This window comes from Paenibacillus caseinilyticus (assembly GCF_027533645.1).
GTDB lineage: Bacteria > Bacillota > Bacilli > Paenibacillales > NBRC-103111 > Paenibacillus_G > Paenibacillus_G caseinilyticus.
The window spans coordinates 1-26,205 of the sequence record NZ_JAQAGY010000018.1 but is presented as its reverse complement, the minus strand read 5'-3'; the positions used below and the strand labels follow the sequence as shown (position 1 = coordinate 26,205).

23 protein-coding genes, 8 tRNA genes, 1 rRNA gene, 1 pseudogene and 1 riboswitch are annotated in these 26,205 nt (G+C 58.2%); of the genes and pseudogenes, 13 read left to right on the top strand and 20 right to left on the bottom strand.

The features are described 5' to 3' along the window. Positions 1-75: 75 nt before the first annotated feature. From urtB to O9H32_RS23015, 5 genes are all read left to right on the top strand, one after another. The gene (gene urtB, locus O9H32_RS23035) at positions 76-981 is read left to right on the top strand and encodes an urea ABC transporter permease subunit UrtB (protein WP_269868466.1); all 906 of its coding nucleotides are present in this window, start codon (positions 76-78) and stop codon (positions 979-981) included. Positions 982-1,013: 32 nt separating this feature from the next. Continuing rightward, positions 1,014-2,123, top strand: coding sequence for an urea ABC transporter permease subunit UrtC (urtC, locus tag O9H32_RS23030; RefSeq protein WP_269868465.1), 1,110 nt, complete (start codon positions 1,014-1,016; stop codon positions 2,121-2,123). Positions 2,124-2,207: 84 nt separating this feature from the next. Further along, entirely contained in the window at positions 2,208-3,005 is a 798-nt protein-coding gene (gene urtD, locus O9H32_RS23025) for an urea ABC transporter ATP-binding protein UrtD (protein ID WP_269868464.1), read from the top strand. After that, on the top strand, positions 2,998-3,765 hold the full coding sequence (urtE, locus tag O9H32_RS23020) for an urea ABC transporter ATP-binding subunit UrtE (protein ID WP_269868463.1): 768 nt from the start codon (positions 2,998-3,000) through the stop codon (positions 3,763-3,765). Before urtD ends, urtE begins: the two co-directional genes overlap by 8 nt. 225 nt (positions 3,766-3,990) lie before the next feature. Beyond that, entirely contained in the window at positions 3,991-4,824 is an 834-nt protein-coding gene (locus O9H32_RS23015) for an aldo/keto reductase (RefSeq protein WP_269868462.1), read from the top strand. A gap of 191 nt (positions 4,825-5,015) precedes the next feature. On the opposite strand, the gene O9H32_RS23010 is transcribed toward O9H32_RS23015, so the two are convergent. Beyond that, positions 5,016-5,888 (bottom strand): SDR family oxidoreductase, encoded by an 873-nt coding sequence (locus O9H32_RS23010; protein WP_269868461.1) that lies wholly within the window; start codon positions 5,886-5,888, stop codon positions 5,016-5,018. A 98-nt stretch (positions 5,889-5,986) separates the two neighbouring features. Beyond that, on the bottom strand, positions 5,987-6,973 hold the full coding sequence (locus tag O9H32_RS23005) for an NAD-dependent epimerase/dehydratase family protein (RefSeq protein WP_269868460.1): 987 nt from the start codon (positions 6,971-6,973) through the stop codon (positions 5,987-5,989). A 257-nt stretch (positions 6,974-7,230) separates the two neighbouring features. On the opposite strand from O9H32_RS23005, the gene gerQ reads away from it, so the two are divergent. After that, positions 7,231-7,692 (top strand): spore coat protein GerQ, encoded by a 462-nt coding sequence (gerQ, locus tag O9H32_RS23000; protein ID WP_269868459.1) that lies wholly within the window; start codon positions 7,231-7,233, stop codon positions 7,690-7,692. A 172-nt stretch (positions 7,693-7,864) separates the two neighbouring features. Here the strand turns inward: gerQ and O9H32_RS22995 are convergent, their stop codons facing one another. Continuing rightward, positions 7,865-8,158 (bottom strand): hypothetical protein, encoded by a 294-nt coding sequence (locus O9H32_RS22995; protein WP_269868458.1) that lies wholly within the window; start codon positions 8,156-8,158, stop codon positions 7,865-7,867. A gap of 270 nt (positions 8,159-8,428) precedes the next feature. Here O9H32_RS22995 and O9H32_RS22990 point away from each other — a divergent pair, with 270 nt between their 5' ends. Beyond that, complete coding sequence (locus O9H32_RS22990) at positions 8,429-9,559, top strand: acyltransferase (RefSeq protein WP_269868457.1); 1,131 nt, start codon at positions 8,429-8,431, stop codon at positions 9,557-9,559. 124 nt (positions 9,560-9,683) lie between these two features. On the opposite strand, the gene O9H32_RS22985 is transcribed toward O9H32_RS22990, so the two are convergent. The 3 genes from O9H32_RS22985 to O9H32_RS22975 all read right to left on the bottom strand — a co-directional run bounded on the left by O9H32_RS22985 (position 9,684) and on the right by O9H32_RS22975 (position 13,598). Continuing rightward, on the bottom strand, positions 9,684-10,223 hold the full coding sequence (locus O9H32_RS22985; RefSeq protein ID WP_269868456.1) for a hypothetical protein: 540 nt from the start codon (positions 10,221-10,223) through the stop codon (positions 9,684-9,686). A gap of 122 nt (positions 10,224-10,345) precedes the next feature. Continuing rightward, on the bottom strand, positions 10,346-10,780 hold the full coding sequence (locus tag O9H32_RS22980) for an SET domain-containing protein (protein ID WP_269868455.1): 435 nt from the start codon (positions 10,778-10,780) through the stop codon (positions 10,346-10,348). A 385-nt stretch (positions 10,781-11,165) separates the two neighbouring features. Continuing rightward, complete coding sequence (locus O9H32_RS22975) at positions 11,166-13,598, bottom strand: cellulase family glycosylhydrolase (protein ID WP_269868454.1); 2,433 nt, start codon at positions 13,596-13,598, stop codon at positions 11,166-11,168. A gap of 366 nt (positions 13,599-13,964) precedes the next feature. Here O9H32_RS22975 and O9H32_RS22970 point away from each other — a divergent pair, with 366 nt between their 5' ends. After that, complete coding sequence (locus O9H32_RS22970) at positions 13,965-14,897, top strand: manganese-dependent inorganic pyrophosphatase (RefSeq protein WP_269868453.1); 933 nt, start codon at positions 13,965-13,967, stop codon at positions 14,895-14,897. A gap of 188 nt (positions 14,898-15,085) precedes the next feature. Here O9H32_RS22970 and O9H32_RS22965 read toward each other — a convergent pair whose 3' ends face one another. From O9H32_RS22965 to O9H32_RS22945, 4 genes and pseudogenes are all read right to left on the bottom strand, one after another. Next, positions 15,086-16,510, bottom strand: a complete 1,425-nt coding sequence (locus O9H32_RS22965; protein ID WP_269868452.1) for a HEAT repeat domain-containing protein — start codon at positions 16,508-16,510, stop codon at positions 15,086-15,088. A gap of 226 nt (positions 16,511-16,736) precedes the next feature. After that, positions 16,737-17,240, bottom strand: a complete 504-nt coding sequence (locus O9H32_RS22960; protein WP_269868451.1) for a hypothetical protein — start codon at positions 17,238-17,240, stop codon at positions 16,737-16,739. A 212-nt stretch (positions 17,241-17,452) separates the two neighbouring features. Continuing rightward, positions 17,453-18,214: pseudogene (locus O9H32_RS32940) on the bottom strand (YheC/YheD family protein). A gap of 66 nt (positions 18,215-18,280) precedes the next feature. Then, on the bottom strand, positions 18,281-19,255 hold the full coding sequence (locus tag O9H32_RS22945; protein WP_269868448.1) for an aldo/keto reductase family protein: 975 nt from the start codon (positions 19,253-19,255) through the stop codon (positions 18,281-18,283). Between the two features lie 280 nt (positions 19,256-19,535). Between O9H32_RS22945 and O9H32_RS22940 the strand changes: the two genes are divergently transcribed. From O9H32_RS22940 to O9H32_RS22920, 5 genes are all read left to right on the top strand, one after another. Continuing rightward, positions 19,536-20,267: a superoxide dismutase family protein gene (locus tag O9H32_RS22940; RefSeq protein ID WP_269868447.1), complete on the top strand. Its 732-nt coding sequence runs from the start codon at positions 19,536-19,538 to the stop codon at positions 20,265-20,267. 243 nt (positions 20,268-20,510) lie between these two features. After that, on the top strand, positions 20,511-20,645 hold the full coding sequence (locus tag O9H32_RS22935) for a hypothetical protein (protein WP_269868446.1): 135 nt from the start codon (positions 20,511-20,513) through the stop codon (positions 20,643-20,645). A 185-nt stretch (positions 20,646-20,830) separates the two neighbouring features. Continuing rightward, positions 20,831-20,930, top strand: a riboswitch (purine riboswitch). Between the two features lie 76 nt (positions 20,931-21,006). Then, on the top strand, positions 21,007-22,440 hold the full coding sequence (locus O9H32_RS22930; RefSeq protein WP_269868445.1) for an NAD(P)/FAD-dependent oxidoreductase: 1,434 nt from the start codon (positions 21,007-21,009) through the stop codon (positions 22,438-22,440). Positions 22,441-22,712: 272 nt separating this feature from the next. Then, the gene (locus O9H32_RS22925; RefSeq protein WP_269868444.1) at positions 22,713-22,859 is read left to right on the top strand and encodes a hypothetical protein; all 147 of its coding nucleotides are present in this window, start codon (positions 22,713-22,715) and stop codon (positions 22,857-22,859) included. A 286-nt stretch (positions 22,860-23,145) separates the two neighbouring features. Then, entirely contained in the window at positions 23,146-23,907 is a 762-nt protein-coding gene (locus O9H32_RS22920) for a YheC/YheD family protein (RefSeq protein WP_269868443.1), read from the top strand. A gap of 190 nt (positions 23,908-24,097) precedes the next feature. Here O9H32_RS22920 and O9H32_RS22915 read toward each other — a convergent pair whose 3' ends face one another. The 10 genes from O9H32_RS22915 to O9H32_RS22870 form a co-directional block, all read right to left on the bottom strand. Next, positions 24,098-24,895 (bottom strand): hypothetical protein, encoded by a 798-nt coding sequence (locus O9H32_RS22915; protein ID WP_269868442.1) that lies wholly within the window; start codon positions 24,893-24,895, stop codon positions 24,098-24,100. A gap of 336 nt (positions 24,896-25,231) precedes the next feature. Then, positions 25,232-25,305, bottom strand: a tRNA-Pro gene (locus O9H32_RS22910). Positions 25,306-25,322: 17 nt separating this feature from the next. Further along, positions 25,323-25,397, bottom strand: a tRNA-Gly gene (locus tag O9H32_RS22905). A 3-nt stretch (positions 25,398-25,400) separates the two neighbouring features. After that, positions 25,401-25,487: transfer RNA gene (locus O9H32_RS22900), tRNA-Leu, on the bottom strand. A gap of 15 nt (positions 25,488-25,502) precedes the next feature. Continuing rightward, a tRNA-Lys gene (locus tag O9H32_RS22895) sits at positions 25,503-25,575 on the bottom strand. A gap of 6 nt (positions 25,576-25,581) precedes the next feature. Further along, positions 25,582-25,658 (bottom strand) — tRNA-Asp (locus O9H32_RS22890). Positions 25,659-25,671: 13 nt separating this feature from the next. Further along, positions 25,672-25,747 (bottom strand) — tRNA-Val (locus tag O9H32_RS22885). A 12-nt stretch (positions 25,748-25,759) separates the two neighbouring features. Next, positions 25,760-25,831: transfer RNA gene (locus O9H32_RS22880), tRNA-Glu, on the bottom strand. An 18-nt stretch (positions 25,832-25,849) separates the two neighbouring features. Further along, positions 25,850-25,925: transfer RNA gene (locus tag O9H32_RS22875), tRNA-Ala, on the bottom strand. Between the two features lie 165 nt (positions 25,926-26,090). Then, a 23S ribosomal RNA gene (locus O9H32_RS22870) occupies positions 26,091-26,205 on the bottom strand; the annotation flags it as partial.

Genomic DNA, 26,205 nt, shown 5'->3' with positions numbered 1-26,205 from the left:
CTCGGTTTTACCTCCCTGCCCTGCCCGTCCTGCACGAATCGATTAGACTCAACAGCCCCAAAGGAGGCATAGACGATGAGCCTGCTTCTGCTCCAGCTCTTCAACGGCATCTCGCTCAGCTCCATCCTGCTTTTAATCGCCCTTGGCCTCGCCATCACCTTCGGCCTCATGAACGTCATCAATATGGCGCATGGCGAATTCATCATGATCGGCGCCTATATGACGTACATGATTCAAGGCTTCTTCCAGAAGATGCTGCCCGCTTCGGCGTTCGGCTACTACTTCATTCTCTCGCTCCTCGCCGCCTTCATCGTCGCTGCGGCGATCGGCTGGCTGCTAGAGAAGACGCTGATCCGCTTCCTATACGGACGTCCGCTCGACAGCCTGCTCGCCACCTGGGGCGTCTCCCTGGTGCTGCAGCAGTTGGCGCGCACGATCTTCGGCGCCCCTAATGTCGCCGTCCAAGCGCCGGAGTGGCTGGAAGGCGGCCTTGCCCTCACCACGGAGCTGACCCTGCCCTATAAGCGGCTGTTCATCATCGCCCTTGTCATCGTCTGCATCACCGCCATCTACCTCTATCTCTACCGCACCCGCGGCGGGCGCAGCATGCAGGCCGTGATGCAGAACCGCGGCATGGCCGCCTGCCTCGGCATCTCGACAGGCCGCGTGGACGCACTCGGCTTCGCGCTCGGCTCCGGCATGGCCGGGATCGCTGGCTGTGCCTTGACGCTGCTCGGGCCCATCGGACCTTCGATCGGCACCTACTACATCGTCGACGCGTTCATGGTCGTCGTACTCGGCGGCGTCGGCAAGCTGGTCGGCACCGTAGCCGGAGCGCTCGGCATCGGCGTGCTAAGCACCGCCTTCGAGTATACTACCAGCGCCACGCTGGCCAAGGTGATCGTCTTCACGCTGATCATCGCGTTCCTGCAGTGGCGGCCTTCGGGGCTGGTCACGATGAAATCGCGCGCGCTCGATTAATCGATACCGATAAGGAAGGAGTGCTGACCCTCATGATGCTGCACAGCTCCAGTACCAAGACCAAACTCATTCTCAGCTTGGGGCTCCTGGCCTTGATGCTGCTCGCTCCCATGGTGCTCTCCGAATTCCGGCTCTCCCTGCTCGGCAAATTCCTCTCTTATGCCGTACTGGCCATGGGCCTCGACCTGATCTGGGGATATACGGGGATCCTGAGCCTCGGCCACGGGGTGTATTTCGGACTCGGCGCCTACTGCATGGCAATGCACCTGAAGCTGGCCGCATCCCCGGACAGCCTGCCTGACTTCATGTCATGGAGCGGCGTGGAAGAGCTGCCCTGGTTCTGGGTTCCGTTCCAATCGGCGGGGCTGGCCCTGCTTCTGGCTATCCTCGTACCGGCCGCCGCAGCTTTCGTGCTCGGCTACCTGACGTTCCGCAACCGGATCCGCGGCACCTTCTTCTCGATCCTGTCCCAGGCGCTCGTCATCATCACGGTGACGCTGTTCGTGGGACAGCAGGGCTATACGGGCGGCACCAACGGACTGACGAGCTTCGATACGTTCCTCGGCCTGACGCTCGGCGATCCCGCCGTGAAGCTCATGCTCTATTACGTGACAGTGGCGGCCGTCGGCTTGACGCTGCTCCTATGCCTCTGGCTTGCCTCCAGCCGGCTTGGCAAGATTCTGGTGGCCGTGCGCGACGCGGAGAACCGCGTCCGCTTCATCGGCTACAACCCGGTAGCCTATAAAGTGTTCATCTACTGTGTCTCCGCCGGGCTCGCCGGCTTGTCCGGCATCCTGTTCGTCCTGCAGGAAGGGATTATCTCCCCTGCCCAGATGGGCATCGTACCCTCCATTGAGATGGTGCTGTGGGTCGCTATCGGAGGCAGGGCCACCGTAATCGGGGCCATCCTCGGCACCGTGATCACGAACGCGGCGAAGACGACGTTCAGTGAAGCGTATCCCGAGTTCTGGCCCTTCCTGATGGGCGCGCTGTTCATTGTCGTCACGCTGTTCTTCCCCAAAGGCATCATAGGCACCGTCCAAGACGCGGCGGACAAATGGAGAACCGGGAGAGCGCGGCCTGCCGGCATGCTGGGGTCCAAACCCCCACTGGCTTACACGGAACCGTCCAAGCCGCAATAAGACCAGCAGCCGCAATCCCCTATGCAAGGACGCTATTCATTAATCCATACCTTACCCCGGGATATCCGAAAAGGAGGAAGGCCGATGGCTATGCATTATAATGAAACGTCACCAAGGAAGGGCGTATCCGAGCCTATCGTCCGCGTGGAGAAGCTCGAAGTGAGCTTTGATGGATTCAAAGCGATCCGCGGACTAGACTTTGCCCTCTCGGCAGGCGAACTGCGCTTTCTGATCGGCCCGAACGGCGCAGGCAAGACGACGCTGCTCGATGTCCTATGCGGCAAGGTCAAACCCTCCAAGGGCCAAGTCCTCTTCAAGGGACAGACCGATCTGGCGCGGCATCAGGAGCACCAGATCGCGCAGCTCGGCATCGGACGCAAGTTCCAGGCCCCGTCGATCTTCATCACGCTGACCGTACAGGAGAACCTGCTGCTCTCCATGCGGCAGAAGCGCGGCCTGCTCAGCACCCTGGTGGCCAAGACGACGCCGGAGCAGCGCGAGCGTCTGCATCATTATCTCGGGATGATCGGTCTCACGGACAAAGCGAAGGAGAAAGCCGGCTCCCTCTCCCATGGGGAGAAACAATGGCTGGAGATTGGCATGCTGCTCATCCAGGAGCCGGAGCTGCTCCTGCTCGACGAACCGGCGGCGGGAATGACGGACAGCGAGACCGAGAAGACCGGCGAGCTGCTGCACCGCATCTCCGACAAGCAGACCGTGGTGGTGGTGGAGCATGACATGGAATTCGTGCGGCAGTTCGCCAAGACCGTAACGGTCATGCACGAAGGATCCGTCCTGTGCGAAGGCACGATGGAGGAAGTACAGAATAACGACCGCGTGGCGGAAGTGTACTTGGGAAGGCGGGGCGAGCGCAATGACTGAACCATCGGTAAGCACAGAAGGAGCATCCGTGAAGGCTGCGGGGACGTCATCCGGCGCGTCTCTGGAGCTGAAGCATCTCGAGGCAGGATACGGGGAAAGCATGATTCTGCGGGATGTCTCCCTCACCGTGCCCCCCGGGCAGGTCGTCTGTCTGATGGGGCGCAATGGTGTCGGCAAATCAACGCTGATGAAAACCGTCATGGGGCTCATCAAGCCGAAGCGCGGCTCCATCTTGTACGGGGGACAGGAGTATACGAAGTCAGCCCCGGACCGAAGGGCCAAGGCGGGCATCGGTTATGTGCCGCAGGGCCGGGACGTCTTTCCGCAGCTGACGGTTGAGGAGAACCTGCTGCTCGGCCTCGAAGCGGCGGACGCCAGGCTGCGCCGGGCGGGCATTCCCGGGCACGTGTTCGACAAGTTTCCGGTGCTCCGCGAGATGATCCACCGCAAAGGCGGCGATCTCAGCGGCGGACAGCAGCAGCAGCTCTCGATCGCCCGCGCGCTTGTGTCGGAGCCTAAGCTGCTCCTGCTCGACGAACCGATGGAAGGCATTCAGCCTTCCATCGTGATGGATATCGAGCGCGTCATCGAGTCGATCAAGCGGAGCCGCGCGATGTCCGTCCTGCTCATCGAGCAGAGCCTATCGTTCGCGACCTCCATTGCCGACTACTATTATGTGCTGGATAAAGGGGGCATTGTGGCCGAAGGCAGCTCGGCTGATCTGAGCGAGGAGCAGGTGCGCAGGCATCTGGCGGTGTAACCTGCAGGGCTTGCAGCCCTACGGTTTTTTTATATCAGTAAAGGACGGTGAAGCCGATTATCTTGTATATGAGCCGACCTCCCTCCTTCTGCGTGATTCGGCAGCCCGTCCGGCGGGTAAAGAATGGCTAAGGTCTGCGTATTTTTGAAGCTTTCCCCCGCTGTGATATGATGAACGGTGAGGGAGCTCCATACCTTTTACGATACCAGGGAGGGACGAGTATTCATGACAACTTATCAGCAAATCGGCGACAGAACACTGTTGAACGACGGCGTACATATGCCTTGGCTCGGACTGGGCGTTTGGCAGACGAAAGACGGCGACGAGGTCGTGCAGGCGGTCACGAACGCGATTGAGACAGGCTACCGCTTGATCGATACGGCAGCCGCATATAAGAATGAAGAAGGGGTCGGCAAAGCGCTTCAAGAGAGCAGTATTCCGCGTGACCTCTTGTTCGTCACCACCAAAATTTGGAACGGGGATCAAGGCTACGACTCCACCCTCCGGGCGTTCGAAGAGAGCCGCCGCAAGCTCGGGCTTCAGGTCATCGACCTGCTCTTGATCCACTGGCCGGTGGCAGGCAAGTATAAAGACACCTGGAAGGCGCTGGTTCACCTGCAAAAAGAAGGCCATGTCCGCTCGATCGGCGTAAGCAACTTCCAGCCCCATCATCTGCAGGACATTATCGAAGACAGCGGTGTAGTACCGGCCGTAAACCAAGTCGAGTTCCACCCGCTGCTTCAGCAGACGGAGCTGCGCGCGTTCTGCCGTCAGCACAACATTCAACTGCAGGCATGGAGCCCGCTGATGCAAGGCAACCTGGATCTGCCGCTGCTGGCCGAGATCGCCGAGAAACACGGCAAATCGCCGGCGCAGGTGATTCTTCGCTGGGATCTGCAGCACGGCATAGCGACGATTCCCAAATCTGTGAAGAAGCACCGGATCGAAGAGAACGCGGGTGTGTTCGACTTCGAACTGTCCGATGAGGACATGACCCGGATCGACGGCCTCAACCAGAACAAGCGCTTCGGGCCGGATCCGGACAATTTCAATTTCTAATCTGGTTTCGGGTTCAACTTTCCGATCCGATTTCTTATTCTCATTTCCCATATCCATCTAACCCGCCTGCCGCTTCGCTGTACGCGGGTACATCTCAAAGCGCAGACCTAACCGGTCTGCGCTTCGTGCTTATTGGTGTCTCTTGCTTATTGGTGTGTCTCCTGCTCTCCGGCCCCGGCTGGCGCGAATTCTCACCTTAGCGTACGCCTCACAAGGCGTTCATACCATCGCCACGGCAGCAGTGCCCGGCCCAGCAGCGTCATCGCCGTGCCCTTCCCCAGCGGATAACGCAGCTTCGGCCGGCGGGCGCGAAGCACCCGGAGCACCGCATCAGCCACCTCCTGGGGATCCGGAGCCGTCTCGGCTGCCCGCTGCGAATAGCGTAGAATGCCCTCCAGCTCCTGCCGGTAAGGCGACGGCTCCGGCGCATGGATGCCCTCGAAGCCTTTGCGCCAAATCTCGGTCCGGTAGGCTCCCGGCTCGAGAAGCACGACATCCACGCCATAAGGCTGCATCTCCAGCCGCAGCGCTTCACTGAATCCTTCTACCGCAAACTTCGAAGCGGCATAGGGGGCATACCCGGGGAAGCCCGCCCTTCCGCTGATCGAGGAGATGTTCAAGATCCGGCCCCTTCGCTGCTGCCTCATCGCGGGAAGCACGGCCCTCGTCACTGCGACCAGCCCGAAGAAATTCGTCTCGAGCTGGGCCCGCCAGGCTTCCATCGGGATGTCTTCGACATAACCGCCGACCGCAAAGCCTGCATTGTTGACGAGGACATCCAATCCGCCGTACGCCGCCATGACCGCGGGAACCGTCCGGTTCACGGCTTCTTCGTCGCACACATCCAGCTCCCGGCAGTCGATCCTCTCCTCCGCCCCGCTGCTGCGGGCAGCCGCCAGCAGCGCATCGCTCCGGCCCGTATCCCGCATAGCGGCGACCACCAGGTAACCCTCCACCGCCAAAGCCACTGCAATGCGCAGCCCGAGACCGCTTGAGGCTCCCGTCACGAGTGCGATCGGCCCTCCGGACACCTTAGCAGGCCCTGCCTTGCTCCCCTTCTTCACGCCAACTCCCTCCTCTTCCTGCCCGTCTGCACTTCGTATTGTGGCACAAGAAGAAGGCCAAAGCCAGCGCGGAGCCCCCCTGCCGCTCCCTGCATCCGTCATCCCCGCTGCCGGGATTCGGCCAAGCGGACCAACCCTTCCGCCGCCAGAATCCGCGGGTCGTAACCGAGCTCGTCGCGGGCCGCACGGATATCCACCGTCAGGCTGCGGCCGAGGACACCGACCATGTAGCGGGTGAGCAGCGGCTCCGGCCGGCCTCCTCTGAACTGGGAGGCCGCTTCCATCGCGGCTGCCAGCCCGTAAGCCGCCCCATAAGACAGCCGCCTGGCCCGCAGCTTCTCGCCTAGGCTCTCGAGCAGCCTCGGCAGGATATGCGCCAGACGGACCGGTTCCCCGTTCGAGATGTTATACACCCGGCCCAGCGCCGAAGAGGGGGCCGCCTGGCAGAGAAGGAGCGCATCGACCGCATTGTCGATGTAGGTGAAGTCCACCACCGCCTGTCCGCCGTCGATCAGAGGCAGTCCCTGCCGGGCATTCGCCCGGAGCAGCCGCTGCAGGGAAGCCCCGCCGCCAGGGCCTATGATAGCCTGCGGACGGACGGTCACCGTTCGCAGGCCGAGCCGGCCAGCCGACTCCACCTCCTGCTCCGCCAGCCGCTTCGTATACAGATACGCATTCGCCGGGCGGGCGGGAAGCGTACTCCGCTCGCTTACCTCCAGCCGGTCCGTGTAATCGAAGTAAATCCCGGCGGTGGACACATGCACCATCCGCTCTACTCCCTGCCGCAGGCAGCCGCCGATCAGATGCCGGGTGGCCGTTACATTGCTCGCGTAGTATTCGCTGGCTGCGCCCCACGGCGAAGTGAACGCAGCACAATGGAACACGGTATCCGCCCCGGCACAGGCCGCTTCGGTCCGCTCCCGGTCGCAGAGATCCGCCCGCACAAAGCGGATCCCTTTCCTAGACAACGCCCTGCCCTTCTCCTCGCTCCGCCCCAGTACCGTCACATCCCACCCCAGCATCGCCAGCCGCTGCGCCAGCCTTCCTCCGAGAAACCCGGTCCCGCCGGTTACCAATGCCCGCATCGCTCACCATTCCATTCAAAGATCTTATCTTTATTGTAAGACTTCCGCAGCGTACGGTAAGTACTAACTTCCCCTAGTACCGCCGGGGAGGCCTCCGGTCTCAGGCATCTGGACCGTTCCCGCGATGGCGCCCCCAAAAAAAACAAGGCCGCCCAGTCAAGAAATCCGGCGTCTTCTCATAGAATGAATTGTGTGCCTATGCATTTATCCCATTAAGCAGCGTCCCGCTGCGAGCTCTGAGGAGGTTCCTTCGAACCATGTACAACTACCGTTATCCCATCGGCACAGGCCCTGCGGGCCACCCCGGCCATCCTGCCGTACCCGGCGGTTCTCCGGCAGGCCATGGCATGCCGTCACCCATGCCCGGCAGCGCATTCCCGCCTCCAGGGCCTCCAGGCTACCCGGTACCCGGAGTCCCTTCCGCTCCTCCTGCGCCAGGCCAGCTCCCGATCGAACAGTCTTATATCGAGAACATTCTACGCCTGAACCTCGGCAAAGTCGCCACGCTGTACATGACCTACGAGAACAATTCGCAGTGGAATGCCAAAATCTTCAAGGGGCGGCTCGAAGCCGCGGGCCGCGACCACATCATCATCAGCGATCCGGCGACGGGAATGCGTTATTTGCTGCTAATGGTGAATCTCGATTATGTAACATTCGACCAGGAGCTGCAGTATGCGCCTTCCTTTGGCGGCGGCACCGGGCTAAGCGGCAGATAACTGGCGGTAGTGAGCATCCCACTGCAAATACATAGCTTGACGTATACTTAACAGGCGGAACGCTGTGCGTTCCGCCTGTTTTTTCTTGCATAGGGGGCTGACCCCCTATCCGTACCAGCGTACGTCCCCTCTAGCAGGCCAGGAAGCCGCAGGGCTCTCCAACGCTTCGGTTTTATCCATTCCAGGCTGTCAGCAGGAGCAGCTTCAACACCATGAGCACCAAGCCGGTCAGCGTCCCCACCAAAAATAGAAACAGCAGCACCGTAATTCCTTTTCTGACCCGCCCCCGGATCGGCTCATCGATCAAGAAAGTCAGTGCTGCCGTGAGCAGAGCCAGCAGGGCGTATCTCCACAGATAAGGAATGCCGAACGCAATGGTAGCGCCATACAGCAGCGAAGCCGGGTACATCAGGTACTTGGTCTTCAGGGTCATATCATCGCTAGTTTTTTTGACTTGTGGAATCAAGGCTCCGGTCCTCCATTGGTTGTCTTCTCGGGCACTAACAAGAGATTGAATAAAGCAGCTCATGAGTTACCTAAGCTACTAACTATATGCTCTATGAACAGAATGATTCCAGGGTCCATCCACGAGTTGCCCCGTAGGGGTTCCTTATATTGATTATAACGGAACCTACCCTGTTCAGGGACGCTCTTCCCCCTGCCAAATACAGGGGTGAAATCGGCCGCCATTCCGCCTATAATGGAAAGCATGCTATACCCCCCTAAAGGAGAGCCCATGAGCCCAAGAAAGCCTGTCATCGAAGAAATCGATTACCTCCGCGGATTCGCCTTCCTCGCCGTGGTGATGCAGCATGTCGTCGGTCATTACGCTTATGCACCGAATCTGCCTTTGGCCGATGGGGTTCTGCTCGCCATCCTGCTTCTGCTCGCGAAGTTTGCCGTGCCGCTGTTTATTTTTATTACGGGACTTGTTCTGTTCTATAACTACGAAGGCGGAGTCGAGTACGGTCCGTTCCTCCGTAAGCGGAGCAAGGATATCCTGCTGCCCTACCTGCCCTGGGCCGCGCTGTATGCGCTGCTGGTTATGGGGGGGACGGCTTTCGCTTCCTGGGAGGGCGCCCGAACCTTCGGGAGGCTGCTCTTCACCGGGGAAGCCTCTTACCATTTCTGGTACATTATCATGACGTTCCAGTTGTATCTTTTGTTTCCGCTGCTGCGTCTGGCGATTCTCCGGGTGGACCGCTGGGTGGGCAGCAAAGGCGCCCTGGTTCTAGTGCTCCTCGGCCTGCTGTACATCGGGTACAGCGGACACCACAGCTTCGTCGATGACGCGATGATCGCCCTGCATCTGCCTGTCCTCTCGGATTTGTTCGGGGACTACAGGGACCGCAACGCCTGGTATTTCCTGTACTACTTCGTGCTCGGTGCCGCGGCCGGACTATATCTGCCCCGGTGGAAAGAATGGATTGCCCGCCGGCATTATGCGATCCTGGCAGCCTACGCGGCCGTCATTTTGTATCTGCTCTACCGGATCGTCTCGCATTTTGAACTCCAGCCGAAGCTCGTTATGCGGTATAACGATACGTTCCTCGTACAGCCTCACATGGCGGTATTCCTGATCGTCTCCGTGGTGGCCATGCACGCCTTGGCTATCCGCTTCGCCGCGAATGCCCCGAGCTCCCTGCAGCGCCTCGTCAAGCTCATGGGAAGCTACTCGTACACGGCTTACCTGGCTCATGCCCTTGTGCTCCAAGCAGCCGTCTGGATCGCTGACCTGACCGCGCCGGTGGCCTCCATCACGCTGCGGTCGCTCCTCTCCTTGCTGCTGTGCGCGGCCGGGTCGGTCGGTGTCGCCATCCTGCTGCGCACCGCCGCGCAGGCTTGGCGGACCCGACGCCAACCGTGACCGCGCTCCCCCACACAAAAACCTTGCTCAGGCCGACAGGCCGAAGCAAGGTTTTTGGTGTGTTGAGCCGTTGTGGAGAAGCCTTGCGTTTATATCCGGGTCCTTCCTCCGCGGCATAACCCTCCTATACTAATCCAACCGCGACTATGCCCTCTTCCTCCAACTGTTCCTCGTCCAAATTACTCAAATAATCCGGGGATACATATTCAAAATGAGATAATCCGAGTCTTTGTGCAATTAGATAGGCCGGCGGGTTTTCAGCGTTTATTGGGCTATCTTTAAAGTCGAAGATTGGTTCCAGGCCACTTGTACTATTGCCTTGCTGTAGCACCAGTTCTTCCAAAAATTCGAGATCGAACAGATCCTTCTCTATAAGTAAAGCTGATCCGGCCCAGTCCGCCTTATAATGAAATACAAGCTCGTCTTTATTGTATATTGTTAATGTCCACATATGGTCTTCAAGATAAACATAATGAACCAGGATGCCTGGATTATATTCACTTAGTAATTCATCGATATGTCTACCCTTATATTCGGCCGCGAAGGTTACCCAGCCATTGTGCTCCTCATAGACATACCCTGTTACTTGAGCATCGTTCAGAAGAGTTACTGCCTTGGTTGGATCGGACGTTTTAAGATGAAAACTATTGCTGAATTGGCTCATGCTGCTCTTCCTCCGCATTAAAAATTGGCACTGCCTGCTTGGGGAATTTTCAGAGCTGGGGAGGGCAGCGGTGCTCCCGCGCGGCACTCGGACGTGGCTTCGCCGCGCTAGAAGCTTGAGGATTATTGTTCTTTTTTGCCTTCGGTTTCGTCTTCCTTCACTTCGCCGCCTTCTTCTGCAGCTTCTTCTAGGAACCACAGCGGATCATTGCAGTCGACTTCGCCATTGTAGTTGATCAGGATCTCTTCCCCCGCCTTGATATCCGTATAGGCATAGAAGTCCACCGTGTGCTGGTCGAAGTTCAGCTCATAGGTGGCATTCGGTGTATAGGAGTGGTTGAACAGACTGCCGTACCCCAGAAGAATGGCGGTATGGTTCGCCCCGTATTCAAACACATAATCCGCCAGGATCGTTTGTTCGATGTGTTCATGGTCTTCATTGAGGTAGGGAACGACCGGAGCTTCATGGAACATAGTCCCCTTGGGAATATCCTGCTTGGCGAATACCCCGCGGTTAAATTCGCCGTTGCTAAGTTTGGATGCCTTGATCTCTATCATTACTGGTCACCTGCGCACTCTTTAGTTTTATGGATTCTCGTGGTCACTTGATCGCGTTCAAAAGAACCATTGTACCCCACCCTGACCCAAACGGCAATAAGAAGCTGTTCACTCGCCGTTCAACCCGATAGGAACGCCGCCCAAGCCTCGGCTGGTCCCGGCTTCCTTGTACTCTTCCTCCATTATAGCCCAAACCCGCCCGCCCTATCATCCGCAGCGAATAGCCCGGCGCCAGAGCCTCTACTCCTGTAGAGAACTATGGCCCGGGCTTTCGCTGGCTTACCGCTATCCGTCCGTGCTGCCTACAACTCCAGCGTACCCGAAACCCTCTTCAGTCTGAGCAGCGCGGGCGAGGGCCGCCACCGGACAGATCCCCCCAGCCCCCTTACGGCTCCACACCCCACTGCAGAGCGCCGGACAGGTAAGAGGTCACCCGCGTCCAATCCGCATAAGCCGTCGCCGCCGCATTGAAGGAGTAATCGCCCGTCTGCGTATAATTGCTCCAGTCGCTCTTGTTGATCCGCGTCTGCACGTTCAAGCTCTGGCCTGCCGCGAGTGTGCCTGCCCCGCTGCCGAAGCCAATCTCCACATACGTGTCGGCGCCCGGCTTCGCCTCGGGCAGCTTCACGAACGTGCCCCCGATATTCGCGCACCCGGCCTGCGACCAGTCGCAGCTGAAGTTCTGCGCCTGCGTCCCGTCCGCCGTGTAGTAATACCTCAGCTTCACGTTCGCTAGGGATACGGCGTCCGTCCCGGTATTCACCAGCTTGAACTGCGGGCTGATCGTATTGGCCGACGCGGCCGTACCCGCGTTCATCATCTGCACTTTCAAGCTGCCTGCTGGGGGAAGGCCGCCGGTTCCCGTCGTATCGGTGATCGCAACGGTGAGCACCGGGTCCGCTCCCCCGCTGAAGTCGAAGGTAAGCGGCAGGCTGCCCACCGGCTGCTTCGCCAGATAGGTCTTCAGCAGCTTCACGGAGCTCCCCGAACCCGACACCGTGTAATCCGTGCCCGCAGCAAGTACTCCCGAGCCGCTGCGGATGGCGCTCAGCGTATGGCCGTTCAGTGTGAGGGCCACCGGTACATCTGCCTGATTGACGGCGTTCTTATCGAAAGAAGCCGACACCGGCGAGATCGCCGCATTGTTCTCATTTCCCGTATTGCCGCCGCTGCCTGTGCCTACATTGACCTGCAGATCCACTGTGCCCTCCGGCCACAGCTCGAAGCGGACCGTTGAATTCGTGTCGAACATATTCGCAAAATCCTTGCGCAGCGTCACGGTGCTCTGGTTGTCATAGACATAGTCCCCGCCGCCCTCCAGCCACGTCGTCCAGGAGTTGATGGTGTCCACGGCAGCGCCCGTCGCGTTCTCGAACGCCTTGGCCTGCTTGATCTTCACTCCGTTGTAGTTGAACGGCAGAACGACATCCGCGGTGAACGGCTTCGTCTTGTCGATGGTCAGCGGGGCGACTGTCGGCGCCTTATAGCGGTTCACGTTCACGATATTATCCTGCCCCTTGCTGAACTTGAAGGTCAGCTGCGCATTCTGTCCGAGCACGGACGGGTTCAGGACCCGGTTCAAGAAGCTTGCCTTCAATGTGAAGGTCGTACCGCTCACCGTATAATCCGTCCCGGCCGCCAGCGGGGAGGAGCCGTTGTAGACGCCGGTCAGCGTATTGCCACTCAGGTCGAGCGATGCCGTGAAATCCTTCACCGCTTCATCCGCCTTAATGTAGAACTCGGCGGGCCAGACGAAGGAATTCGGAACGCCGGCCGCCGACTTGAGGATATACGGGATGTACCGGTCTTCCTTGATTCGCTTGTTCACCCGGTCGAATCCCGCGTTGTAGCCGTCATCCCAGAACATCGTGACGATACCGTTCTTCAGGGCCGTCTTATTCGTGTGGTCCATATAGAACCGCGCCTCCGGTCCGTACACGATTTCGCTCATCATCGCGTATTCACCCAAGATGACCGGCACGCCGGCCGCCACATACTTGTCGTGCAGCTGCTGGAACTGGCTCTCCGTGGCAGCCTTGTTCTCGGGCATATTCCATACCGGCATATTCCACGAATTCGTCGTGAACTGGTACGGATAGTAGTGCACATCCACGGCGACCCGGCTGTCGCTGGGAAGCACGAGACCGCTCAGCGTCTTCTCGATGTTGTTCCCTTCTCCGCTCAGAACCACGAGCCGCTTGTCGTTATTGCCTCCGGAGGAGCGGATCACCGGCAATGTCTGGGTGTTGATCGTATTCATCTGCGCGGACGTCTGCTTCGGCTCGTTGATAATCTCGAAGACGAGCTTCTCATTCTTGTCCTTGAAGCGTGCCGCAATCTGGCTCCATACCTTCTTGAACTTCTCCATCTCCGCCGTATTCCCCGGCATATTGTACGCCCACTGCCAGGAGTCATGATGCACGTTCAGCATGACATAGAATCCCCGGGCCAGCGACCAGTCCACCACCTGCTCGACCCTCGCCATCCAGGCGGCGTCGATCGTGTAGTCGGGACCTGCCCCCATATGATCCGTCCAGGTGACCGGAATGCGGATCGAGTTGAATCCCGCGCTGCGGACCATATCGAGATCCGCTTCCGTCACCGGCGCGTTATTCCAGGATCCCTCGGTGGGAATGGCATCCAGCGTATTGCCGAGGTTCCAGCCCGGCGCCATGTTCTTCACGAGCTGCAGCGGGGGAAGATCGTTGAACGGGGCGGGAGCGGCTTCCGCCCGGCTGCCGGCCGGGAAGAGAGAAGCGAAGAGCAGACCGCCCGTGAGCGCCGCAGCGAGCAGCGTACTGCAAGTTTTCTTGATCATGAAATCTACCTCCTTGGGATAGGGAAGAAACGGGTTACAGTTCCTGCCTGTCATGAGGCGGCACACGCTTGTGCAGCCATAGAGACGGATCCTGGAAGGACATCACCTCCTTGAATGACTGGTCTGCCTAAAATAGACAGCGCTTACATTTATTATTGTAGTGCACCGGACGCCGCAGAAATACCCCTTGGATCCGCATACAAATCATGTAAAAAATGGTGATTCGTTTAAGGCGCTTTTTTGACAATCTTCCATAAGCTGCGTAAAGGAATTGGAATAAGGAGGTTTTAGGGATATAATCTAGTAGGAGTTTGGATTCTATGGTACAATTTCTACGATAAAATGACGTATAAGGGAGATCTGATCATGGAGAAAACACTGATTTTCGGACATAAGAATCCGGATACCGACACGATTTGCTCTGCTATCGCCTATGCTGCACTGAAAACGGAACTCGGCCAAAGCGTGGAAGCCGTCCGTCTCGGCAGCGTGAACGGGGAAACGCAATATGCGCTGAACCATTTCGGCGTAGATGCCCCCCGCCAAGTGGACACAGTTGCGAATGAAACGAAAAGCGTCATTCTCGTAGACCATAACGAGCGCCAGCAAAGTGCGAGCGACATCGATCAGGTTCGTGTTCTGGAGGTTATCGACCACCACCGGATCGCTAACTTCGAGACGAGCTACCCGCTGTACTACCGCGCGGAGCCTGTAGGCTGCACAGCTACGATTCTCCTGAAGATCTACAAAGAGAAAGGCGTATCGGTCCGCAAAGAAATCGCAGGCCTGATGCTGTCGGCGATCATCTCCGACTCCCTGCTCTTCAAATCCCCTACTTGCACGGAAGAAGATGTCGCTGCAGCACGCGAGCTCGCCGAAATCGCAGGCGTGAACGCCGAGAGATACGGCCTGGAAATGCTGAAAGCCGGCGCGGATCTCAGCGACAAGACGATCGCCCAGCTCATCTCCCTGGACTCCAAGGAATTCACTATGGGCTCCTCCAAGGTTGAGATCGCTCAGGTGAACGCGGTTGACGTGAACGACGTCCTCTCCCGTCAAGACGAGCTTGAAGCCGCTCTGAACGCGGTCATCAGCGAGAAGGGCCTCGACCTCTTCGTCTTCGTCGTAACGGATATCCTCAACAACGATTCCGTCGCTCTGGCGCTCGGAAGCAAGACGAATGCCGTAGAGAAAGCGTACAATGTGACGCTGGAGAACAACCAAGCCGTCCTCAAAGGCGTAGTCTCCCGCAAATCGCAGGTTGTCCCTGTGCTCACCGACGCGTTCAACAGCCTGTAAGCTTCCGCTGCACTTATCATGTACATAAAAACGGACCTCCTTTCGCGGAGGTCCGTTTTTCCTTGTCTAATGGTCTGTCCGGCATAACGCCGCAGACCGGGCGCCCATCATCCCATCGAGGCAACTCCGCCCTGACGGGACGCTTTATGCTGCTCCTGGTGCAAGCCCGCCCCCTCGCCAGGTAAGCCTCAAGGATAGAAGGTGCTCTGCGGCGTCGTGGACGGGCACCAGCGGGAGTTCATCAGGAAGCGGATCAGCGTGTCCTTCGCCCGGTCCGTGCCGATATAATGCAGCGCTTCGGCCGCATGACCCCGCACATAGCGGTTCTCATCCTCCAGCGCAGCAGCGAGCTGCGGAACAGCGGCTTCCGCCGAAGCGCCCAGCCGGGACAGCGCGAGGCCTGCGGTGAAGCGCACCTGCACATCGGCATCCTCGAGGCAGCGCGACAGCCCGTCGACGGCCTCCGCCGACGGCGTGCCGATCTGGCCCAGCGCCTCGGCCACGGCACGGCGTACCGCTTCCGGCGCGCCCGAGACGAGCAGCCTGTTCAGCGCGGGCACGCTGCGGGCGGCGAGATGCCGCAGCTCGCCGAGCGCGAACACCGCGCCGACGGCGGTATGCGTCTGCGGGCTGCCGAGCGCGGCGGTCAGGCCGTCGACGGCTTCGGCGCCTGCCGCCGAGAGGCCGTACGCGGCCTGCCTCGACGCGCGCTCGCTGCCGTGCTCCAGCGTAGAGAGCAGCGCCTGCACGCCTGGCTCGCCCTGGCAGGCCAGCGTATAGGCGGCGTTCAGCGCCTGGGGCTCGCTCCCCGCCTCGAGCAGAGCCGCCAGCTCTGCCGTCCGCCCTGCCTCCGCCTCCGCCGCAGCCGAGCCGGCAAGCGACCCGACGCGGCCCGACAGCCAGTTCCACGTCTCCTCCCAGAGGAGATCGTGCTCCGCGATCTCCGTGCTGAACGCAGCAGGCCTCCTCCACTGCGCTTCCCGGTTGTCCCAACTCGGCGCCTCAGGAGCCTGCGTCCGCATGAACTCGAATTTCAGCATATAACGCTCCTGTCCGAGCACATTGGGCGTAGAGCGGTGCCAGATATCGTAATGGATAAGTGCGAACGTCCCCGCTCCCCCGCTGGCGAGCGCTTCGCCCGGCACGTCGTCTTCCTCGAAGGTTCTTGACTCGTAATGCTGCGTCCCTGGCATAATCCCCGTCGGCCCCAGCTCCACCGGCGTATCCTGCGGAAAGTACATGATCATCGCCCACCAGGGGTGATGGTTGCGCATACGCTCGTAGCCCCAATAGCTGTCCTTATGCCAGCCCCCCGCTTTGGGGGAAGCATTAAAATGCCCGTGCCGGTGGGTGTGCATCATATAGTTCGGGCCGAGGACACTTATCAGCGCGCCGGTGACAACGGGGTGATCGAATACCTTCTGCACCTCACGGATCCGGGGCAGCAGGTTATTGCCCGGATTCCCCTCTTTCTCATAGACATGTGTCAGCCCTTCGAGCAGACTGCGGTGGAACGCTTCGGGGAAATCCGTCTTCAATATGAGGAATCCTTCCGTAATAAAAGTCCTCATCTGCTCATCCGTCAACAAGACAGGCTGTTGTGCCGTTTCCATGGATCTATCCCTCCTAGAACATGTGCGAGCTGGTCTTCCTGGTTTTTATTATAGAAGGGGGACCCCGAAGCGAATATAGACAAAGCTAAGCCATATTTGCACAATCCTAAGCTTGCTCAGGACAAATCCCGGAGTGTGGGGGAGTCCTCAAGCGGAATGAAAAAAAAGAACCAGGGAGCCTGCAGACGGCCTCCGGTTCTCTCATCTTATCAGCTATTGCTCAAGCTCAAGGAATATACTGCTGCACGATGCGTACGACCTCTCCATTCTCGGTAACGAGATGGTACGGGTAATCGAGCAGGTACGGCTCTTCCTTCAGTATCTCCGCGAACCGCTGCGGCGTCACTTCCTCGTTCCACCGGATGTCGGCGCCGCCCGGCTTCCCTGTCCGGTTGTAAATCTGCATGAGGACCTTGGCATCACCGCTTACCTTCAGCGTACGCAGCTTCGGATTATCATTCACGATATAGTAACCGTTCGGCGTCCGGCTCAGACCCGAATCGGGTTCTTTCTCCGCGAACACCCGGTCCGCTTCGTCACCTTCGAACCACTGGATGTAGTCTGCGGCGAGATATAAGGAATCGTCCTGAAGGGTCAGGCCGGTAATGTAGGCAGGATGCGTATTGCTGCTTGGAGGAACGGGCGTATAACCGTCGCTTGAAGCCAAAGCGGCTGCGGGCAGAAGGAGGGACAGGATCAGCGCGTAGAGTACATGGCGTACTTTGTTCATGGATGTGTCTCCTTTGAATAAGGTTATACTCATCATTACACGCTGGGGGCCGTTTGAAACAAGTTCTGCAGCCCCGCTGCCAAATTATTTTTCCGCACCGCCGGGACCCTCTCTTCACCCGCTGCCTGCCTTGCGCCGCTCTCCCCGCATTCCCCCGCCCGAAGAGAACGGAACCTGCAAGAGCACAGCCGCCTCTTCCGCCATGCTTCCGCCTACCTGCCGCTCATTCTCCCGTACTGCCGGGCATAACGGCAAATTCGCCGGTAGATCCGCCCATCCTTGAATGATTTCAAGGGATAAAACTGGGGCCTCGTGTTGATCTCCAGAATCCACATGCGGCGGCTTTTGTCGATCGCTACATCGAGCCCCAGCTCCCGGAAGCCTCTGCGGTGCCGGTCGAAGCAGCGCCCCGCCTCCGATCCCATCCGCTTCAGCTGCCCCTTCATGCGGATACGCCGTTCCTTCGGGATTCCCGCACCCTTGAGCACAGCGGGAAGCAGCTCAACCCGGCCTCCCTAGTTATAGTTGTTCACTACCTTCCCCGGCTTGCCGATCTTCGCGAAGATCCCGGTCGACAGCCACCTGCCGCCCTTCGTCTTCTGCACCATCACCCGGAGGTCGAACGGCTTCCCTCTGGTCTTCATGAGGCGGATACCGCGCTGAAGCAGATAAGGGCGACGGCCCGCGAACCGCTTCAGTACGCCATACAGACTGTCAAGCGACGGCAGCACCTTCCTCTCCTGCAGGTGGCGCATCAGATACTTCCCGGACTTCAACCGCTGAATCCGTACAATGCCGTTGCCGCCGGAGCCCCGGACCGGCTTGAAATACACGGAGGAGGGATAGCGCTTCAACATGGTTTGCAGACGGGCCTTCGTGAAAGGCTCTGTCTGGGGAACATGGGGTCTGAGCTGCCGGTTACCCATCATCCACTTGGTTTTTACCCACTTGTTGTTGTAGGTCAGACTGGTCACTTGGTATGCAGCCTCCCTTCCCCCACAGTGTACGCGCCGCCCCCCCGTTTGTCTTCCGCGTGTGCCCTACCTTGCCGGTGCGAAATCACGGACTTCGTGCAGAATGGCTTCGATCTCCTGCAGTGTGTCCTCTCCAAGCTGCGCCTCCACAGCCTTGACGTTCTCCTCAATCTGGGATGGGCGGCTCGCACCGATCAGGGCCGAGCTCACTTCCGGCCGGCGGAGCACCCAGGCTAGCGCCAGCTGCGACAGGGTCAGCCCCGTACGCGCGGCCGTGTCCTCCAGCTTCCGTACGCTCTCCAGCACCCGGTCCTGGAGGTAGCTGCGGATGACGCCGTTCACCTCATCGTTCGCTGCACGGCTGTCCTTCGGAAGCGCCGCACCCGGCTTGTATTTGCCTGTCAGAACGCCTTGGGCCAGCGGAGAGAATACGATCTGGCCGAGACCGTGCCTGGCGCTTACCCCCATGACATCCCGCTCGATGTAGCGCTCGAACATGTTGTAGATCGGCTGGTTCGCGATCAGCGGACGCAGATTCAGCCTGCGGCCGATCTCCGCCGCATCCGCGAGCTGCGGACCGCTCCATTCGCTGACCGCCGCATAGAGGATTTTGCCTTGGGCCGTCAGGTCGTCGAGCGCCCGGAGCGTTTCTTCGAGCGGCGTGCCGTCATCATAGCGGTGGCAGAAGTAGATATCGATATAATCCGTTCCCAGCCGTCTGAGGCTCGCTTCGCACTGCTCCATGATGTGCTTGCGTGACAAGCCGCGGTCATTGGGCCCGCTGTCCATCGGGAAGTAGACCTTCGTCGACAGGACATAGCTCGACCGGCGGTAGGACTTCAGCGCCGCCCCCACAGCTTCTTCCCCCGCCCCGCGGTTATAGGCATTCGCCGTATCGAAGAAATTGATGCCCTGCTCGAAGGCCGTCCGGATGCAGGCGTCCGCTGCTTGCTGCTCAGCTGCCGTTCCATACGTCAGCCAGCTCCCGAGGCCGATTTCGCTCACTTGAATCCCGCTGTTCCCTACGCGTCTGTATTTCAAGGTTCATCTCCCTTTCGCTGCCCGGTTGATCTGCCGGCATCATGCCTTGGCAGTCCCCCGGGTACCGCTTTCATCTCTTTACAGCGCAATTATAGCCTACTGCTCTCCCAGCGGATAGTACGCAAATCGGCGTTACCTAGTTACCTTCAGGAAAGCATTCTTCACTCCCTTCCAGTCTATCAAAAGTTGAAGTTTCTACTAAAGTTGAAGCTTCTCTGGCGGTATAGTAGGATAGACTGGATGACATCCTAAATTTTCCTTATGAATTGGAGGATTACTTATGCCAAACCAACCTTACGGCAAAAAACATCTTGCCGCCGCCTTCCTGTGCGGTACGCTCTTCTTCTCCGGCTTATCCTATGCGGCCACCCAGACGATCGACGTCTCCTTCGCTCCGCTCAAATTTTTCGTGAACGGCGAGGACAAGACGCCAGACGGCGAGTTTGACAATAACGGTACCAAGGTTCCGGCATCCCTGATCTATGAGGGTACTACATACGTTCCGCTCCGCATGGTCGGCCAGATGGTCACCGAAGCGGTATATTGGGACGGCAACACGTCCTCGGTCTCCATCGGCCAGCCACTTGTTCAGCTGACCGATGCCGCAGGCAAGCATATCGGAAGCGCGGTACTGACTGCAGCGCCGCAGGGCGTCGCGATCAGCGTAAGCGTCTCCGGATTGACGCCAGGGCTTCACGGCATTCACGTGCATGAGTCGGCGATCAAGGGAAGCGACTTTAAGACGGCCGGCGGCCACTTCAACCCCGAGGGAGCCAAGCATGGGCACGATAACCCGGACGGCGCCCACATCGGCGACCTCATGAACCTCGAAGTGAAAGCGGACGGTACAGCGAAAGCCGAGCTGATCGTGGAGGGCGCCACCTTGACGGCGGGCGACGAGCATTCCCTGCTCGGCAAGTCACTGGTTATTCATGCGGCAGAGGATGATTACAAGACGGATCCATCCGGCAATTCGGGCGACCGCATAGCCGGCGGCAACATCCCGCAGTAATCCCCGCCGCTGGATGGCGCCGGCCGGGAGCCCCAGGCATCCGGCCCAATTGTGTGCCTCCGAAGCCCGGTGGAAAGAGCAACGTCTGCTCCTTCCGCCGGGCTTTTGGTGTGCAGCGCCAAGGAGCGTCCGACCAACCGCTGGCCGGATCGTCCCGGATGACCGCATCAGGCTTGCAGCTCTGCCTTGCTCATGGATAATTTTCTCATGCCCGGTTCATGCTAGTAGGCGGAGGTGATCCGCATGGATGAACAGAAAGAACGCGTTACATCGTATGACCCCAAGACAGGGAAATCGCATGAAGTGAATCTGGTTCTCGACCACGACGAACAGAACGGCATGAAGCTTTCGACCGAACCGGTGCAGGACGAAGAGTAAAGCCGGTGTCCGCATCCCATAGGGAAGCACAACCTGCAAGCCCCAGGATTGCACGGGCCCGGCAGGGAAGCCTCTACCCAAAGGCCGCTGAATTTCAGCGTCCTTTTTTTATTCTCTTCTTTACATAAATAACGAACATTCCTTATTGACTCACGAATAACGTTCGACTATTATAAGGATGAAATGATATTTATATATCAATCAGTCGTATATCTTCGGGAATTGGCCCGAAGGTCTCTACGGGGAAGCCATAACTTCCCAGCTACGACCGGGTTCCTTTGTGATACCCGGCGAAGCTGGGATTTTTATTTGTTCGTTCGCCGGTGCTTTTCATTATGAATAATAAAGGCGGAGATCCCCTGTGAGTCAAAGGTATGATTTCATCGTAGTCGGCGCCGGACCTGCCGGCATATTCGCATGCTACGAGATGACGCTGAAGCATCCGGGAGCCAAGGTGCTTCTCGTGGACAAAGGGCACGATATCTACAAGCGCAGCTGTCCGATTCTCGAGGAGAAGATTCGCCTCTGCCCCCCTCCTGCGGGCAAAAAGGACTTCGCAGGCTGCCTGCCAGCCTGTTCAATCACAAGCGGCTTCGGCGGCGCGGGGGCCTACAGCGACGGCAAATTCAATATCACCACCGAATTCGGCGGCTGGATGACGGATTATCTGCCTCCCTCCCAGGTGCTGGAGCTGATCCGCTATGTCGACGGCATTAACCTGCATCACGGCGCGATACCCGACTTGACGGACCCGACCACTGAGCCGGTCCGGCAAATAGAACAGAGAGGCTATGCGGCCGGCCTCAAGCTGCTGCGCGCACAGGTGCGCCATCTCGGTACGGAGCAGAACCTGCAGATTCTGAAGTCGATCTTCGAGTACCTCTCTCCGCGCATCGACATGCAGTTCAAGACGGAAGTCGAGGATATCATCACCGTGAAGGACGGAGATACGCAGATCGTCAAAGGAATTGTGCTTGCAAACGGGGAGACTTACGAGAGCGACAGCGTCATGATCGCCCCGGGTCGCGACGGCTCCGCCTGGCTCGCCCAGGTGCTCAAGAAGCGCAGAATCCGGATGTTCAACAATCAGGTCGATGTCGGGGTGCGGGTAGAGACCTCCGATATTGTCATGCGTGAGATCAACGAACATTTGTATGAAGGCAAATTCATCTACAATACGTCGGTCGGCACCCGGGTCCGCACCTTCTGCAGCAATCCTTCCGGCCATGTTGTCGTAGAGAACCACAGCGGCGTCATGGCGGCCAACGGTCATTCCTATAAGGATGCGAACCTAGGCTCACCGAATACGAACTTCGCCCTGCTCGTGTCCCACAAGTTCACGGAGCCGTTCGATAAGCCCAACGAATACGCCAGGGAAATCTGCCGGCGGGCCAACGACCTGTCGAACGGGGGCGTTATCATCCAGAAGTACGGCGATATTATACGGGGACGCCGTTCTACTCCGGACCGAATCAAAGAAGGCTTCCTCGAGCCTACGCTGAAGGAAGCCGTGCCAGGCGACCTTGGTCTCGTGCTGCCATATATTACGATGAAGAGCCTCATCGAGATGATCCAGGCGCTGGACAAAGTAACGCCGGGCATCGCAGCCGAACATACGCTGTTCTACGGCGTGGAAGCCAAGTTCTATTCTGCCCGCCCGAAGCTCACCGAACAGTTCGAGACCGAGATCCGCGGCCTCTTCTGCGGCGGCGACGGAGCAGGCATGACCCGGGGGCTGGCACAGGCCGGCGCGGCCGGCGTTTGGATCGCCCGCCACGTCATAGCAAGAATCTGACCTTCGGGAGAGTCCCGCCAAGAATCTGACCTTCGGGAGAGTCCCGCCCTTGAATCCAGGACCGTAATCCCCTTCTCTTCCCGTGGGCTTACGGTCCACGGCTTATGGCGGGGTTCTTGATTCTCTTGGAAGGACAAACTTCTAAAGTTTTTTTAAGGACTTTCGACATACTTTTCAGTCCCCATCTGCTATATTCCTCTTACAACCCATGTTGGGTAACCTTACTTCACCGCTCCCCCGCACCGCCCACCCCACTTGGATCCGGAGGTATTATGAAGGTAACCTTGAAAGTCGAAGATATTATCCGTCAAATGGGCATCAGTTACGAGACCTTCTTCCTCTATAATGAACTCGACAAGGAATTATCCGAGAAAGAGAAAGAGCGGAAGGATGGCAAAGAAGACGACGAGCAGCGCTGAGCCCCTTCTCCCAGGCAGCATACCACCCGCAAAAAAGCCGGATCCCCCTTCAGGGAGCTTCCGGCTTTTTTCTATGTCCCCCCTCATCCGCCCCTCCCCTGATCACCTGGACCTCTTACGTCCGCAGCGCCTATTTTGCATATCCGGCATGCCTTTGCAGGCTCCTCCCCCTGTTCTCCCTCCGGCTGCATGAATACACTAATCTGGTGATTTGGGAGAAGACAAGAAATACCTATACCTTCAGTAAAGGAGACTGCTTATCTTGAAGGCGGCCAAACGAACCTTGGTGAGCAAATGGACGAAAACAAAGCGGCTGCTCCGCAGCCGGAAGCTGCGCGGCTTCATTCCGGAGACGCGTCTCTGGAGCCGCTCGAACCTGCTGTATCTGCTGCGCAAATACCGCATGGTGTATGTCAAACCGGTGAAGGGCTCCGGCGGCAAAGGCGTGATCCGGGTGGAGGTGCGCAGAGTTCGGGGGACGACGTTCTTCCGATATCAGCACGGCAAGACGGTCCGGACCTTCACATCCTTCCCCCTCTTCTACGCTTCCTTGTGCCGCAGCAAGTTCTCCCGCCCCTACCTTGTGCAGCAAGGCATCCCGCTGTTACGGATGCAGGGACGCCCCTTCGATATAAGGGTCATGGTACAGCGGGCGCCGGGAAGGGGCTGGAGAACCACGGGCATTATCGGCAGGCTGGCCCATCCGAAGCGGGCGGTAACCAACTTCCACAGTGAGGGAAGGCCGCTGCCGCTCCATGTGCTCTTCGCCTCTCATCTTCCGCCTGCCCGTAGACGACGCTATGCGGCAGCTCTGCAGAACCTGGGTGTACGCATTGCACGCAGCCTCGGCAGGAGCTTCCCCGGATTCCGGGAGCTCGGCGTCGATCTCGGTATCGATACGAAGCTGCACCCTTGGGTGCTCGAGGTCAATACGGCTCCCGATGCACTGATCTTCAACGAGCTTCAGAACAAGCGGATGTTCCGCCGCGTCTTGCAGTATGCGAAGGCCAACGGGCGCTACAAAAGACGGAAGCTGCCGCCCCGGTAAATCACGCCGCCCCACCAAGAGTTCACCGATGGTGAAGGGCACGAGATAAACGGCTTCGCCGTCCTTTAAGGACGATGCGCATTTATAAGAAATACAGGAAGACAGGATCGAGCTCTGGTGGAGATATCTAGTATTTCAAGAAAAGGAGCCCGCGCAGCATGTGCGGAGCTCCTTTTCACTTAAACCTCCATTACCAGTTGTTTCCTGACACTCGGACCACTTTAAAGTTCGGGCTTTTGTCTTCCCCATAGATGGCTTTTACCCCGGGGTTATTCACTTTCACATTGGTAAAGCTGGCTCCGCCGACAACCGGCCCTTGTCCTTGCTCCGCACGGACCACAAGCTTGATGCCATAGCGGGCCGGATTGTTGATAGTAATGTTTTCGAGGCGCACATTCTGCATCGGGAGCGCATTCGGATACATGGTCTGGAACATGAACCCGAAATACACCGGATTGTTGATATCGACATTTTTGACCACGACATTCTTGAATGCCCGGTCCCCGGTATAGAACCAGATCGCCCCGAAGTTCTGGTAGTCATTGATCTTGTCATCCGCGCCAACACTCGTCCAGAAGTCACCGCCGGTTCGGTCCAGCGTAATGCCGTCGAATACCGTATCCGCGTCACCGAAGCCCAGTGTATTGTAGCCAAAGCTGTAACTGCTCACCGTCACCCCCGGATAAGTTAATGTATCCGCACCGTAGAGATTCTGGAACAGGTTCCCCGAACCGCCGTATACCGCAAAAGCAGCGGCGCGTCTTACATTCACTGCCGTCAGATTCGCGTACTTGTTCCCTGTGTTATAGGAACCTCCTGCATCGGAAGCGCTGAACAAGGCAAACGCATCGTCGCCGGTTCCTCTGGCATAGTTGTTGTCGATCACGTTATGGGACGAGCCGTTCGTCATATTGATGCCATCCGCGAATGTATTTTTGATCCGGTTGTTTCGGAACGTATTATTGGAAGAATGGACTCCCCAATACAAGCAGATCCATCTGGCCGGTTCTCATGATTTTATCCTGCTCCCCCTTGCCTTCTTCCAACACTCGGTTCCGCCTTCATTATGGCCGATCCGGCTCTTTATTTCCTGCACTTGCAAGCAAATACATAAAGATAGCTACAACCTGCGTAGGAACACACACTTCCACGCATTCTTAGATCACCGTCTCTGCAGCCGTCTTCCTCCATACTTCGTTCCTGTGATGTCCAAACCCCTTTGTCCCGCTGTACCATCTAAGCGATGGGACCGTCACTTTCCGAAATCGGTTCGGAGCAACAAAAAAAGAGACCTATTGAAGGTCTCTTCCGGAAATGCCTATTATCGGGATGACACGATTTGAACATGCGACCCCCTGGTCCCAAACCAGGTGCTCTACCAAGCTGAGCTACATCCCGTAAAGCGGGGATAAAGATGGAGCGGAAGACGGGAATCGAACCCGCGACCCTCGCCTTGGCAAGGCGATGCTCTACCGCTGAGCCACTTCCGCAGGTGGTGCGGTCGAGAGGACTCGAACCTCCACGGCTGTTACACCACTAGAACCTGAATCTAGCGCGTCTGCCAATTCCGCCACGACCGCATAAGATAATGAAAGTGAGCCATGTAGGACTCGAACCTACGACACCCTGATTAAAAGTCAGGTGCTCTACCAACTGAGCTAATGGCTCATGCAATGGCGGAGCCGACGGGATTCGAACCCGCGGTCTCCTGCGTGACAGGCAGGCATGTTAGGCCTCTACACCACGGCTCCGCAATATGAAATATGGTGGAGGCTGACGGGATCGAACCGCCGACCCTCTGCTTGTAAGGCAGATGCTCTCCCAGCTGAGCTAAGCCTCCATGGGATAAAGATGACCCGTAGGGGATTCGAACCCCTGTTACCTCCGTGAAAGGGAGGTGTCTTAACCCCTTGACCAACGGGCCCTGATGATGATAAAAAAATGGTGGAGCCAAGCGGGATCGAACCGCTGACCTCCTGCTTGCAAGGCAGGCGCTCTCCCAGCTGAGCTATGGCCCCTAGTATGTATATAAACTGCAGTGTAAGTACACTGCAAGGATTCTCACAATAAAAGCCCACCTTAGGCAGGCTTTCAAAGTTTGTACCCTGAAAACTGGATGCGAAATGAGCTCGCTGAAGCTCTAACTCTATATAGCTGCTGCTGCTCCCTTACGGAAAGCTTGCTTGGATAAGCCCTCGACCGATTAGTATTCGTCAGCTCCACACGTTGCCGCGCTTCCACCCCGAACCTATCTACCTCGTCGTCTACAAGGGGTCTTACATACTGGGAAATCTCATC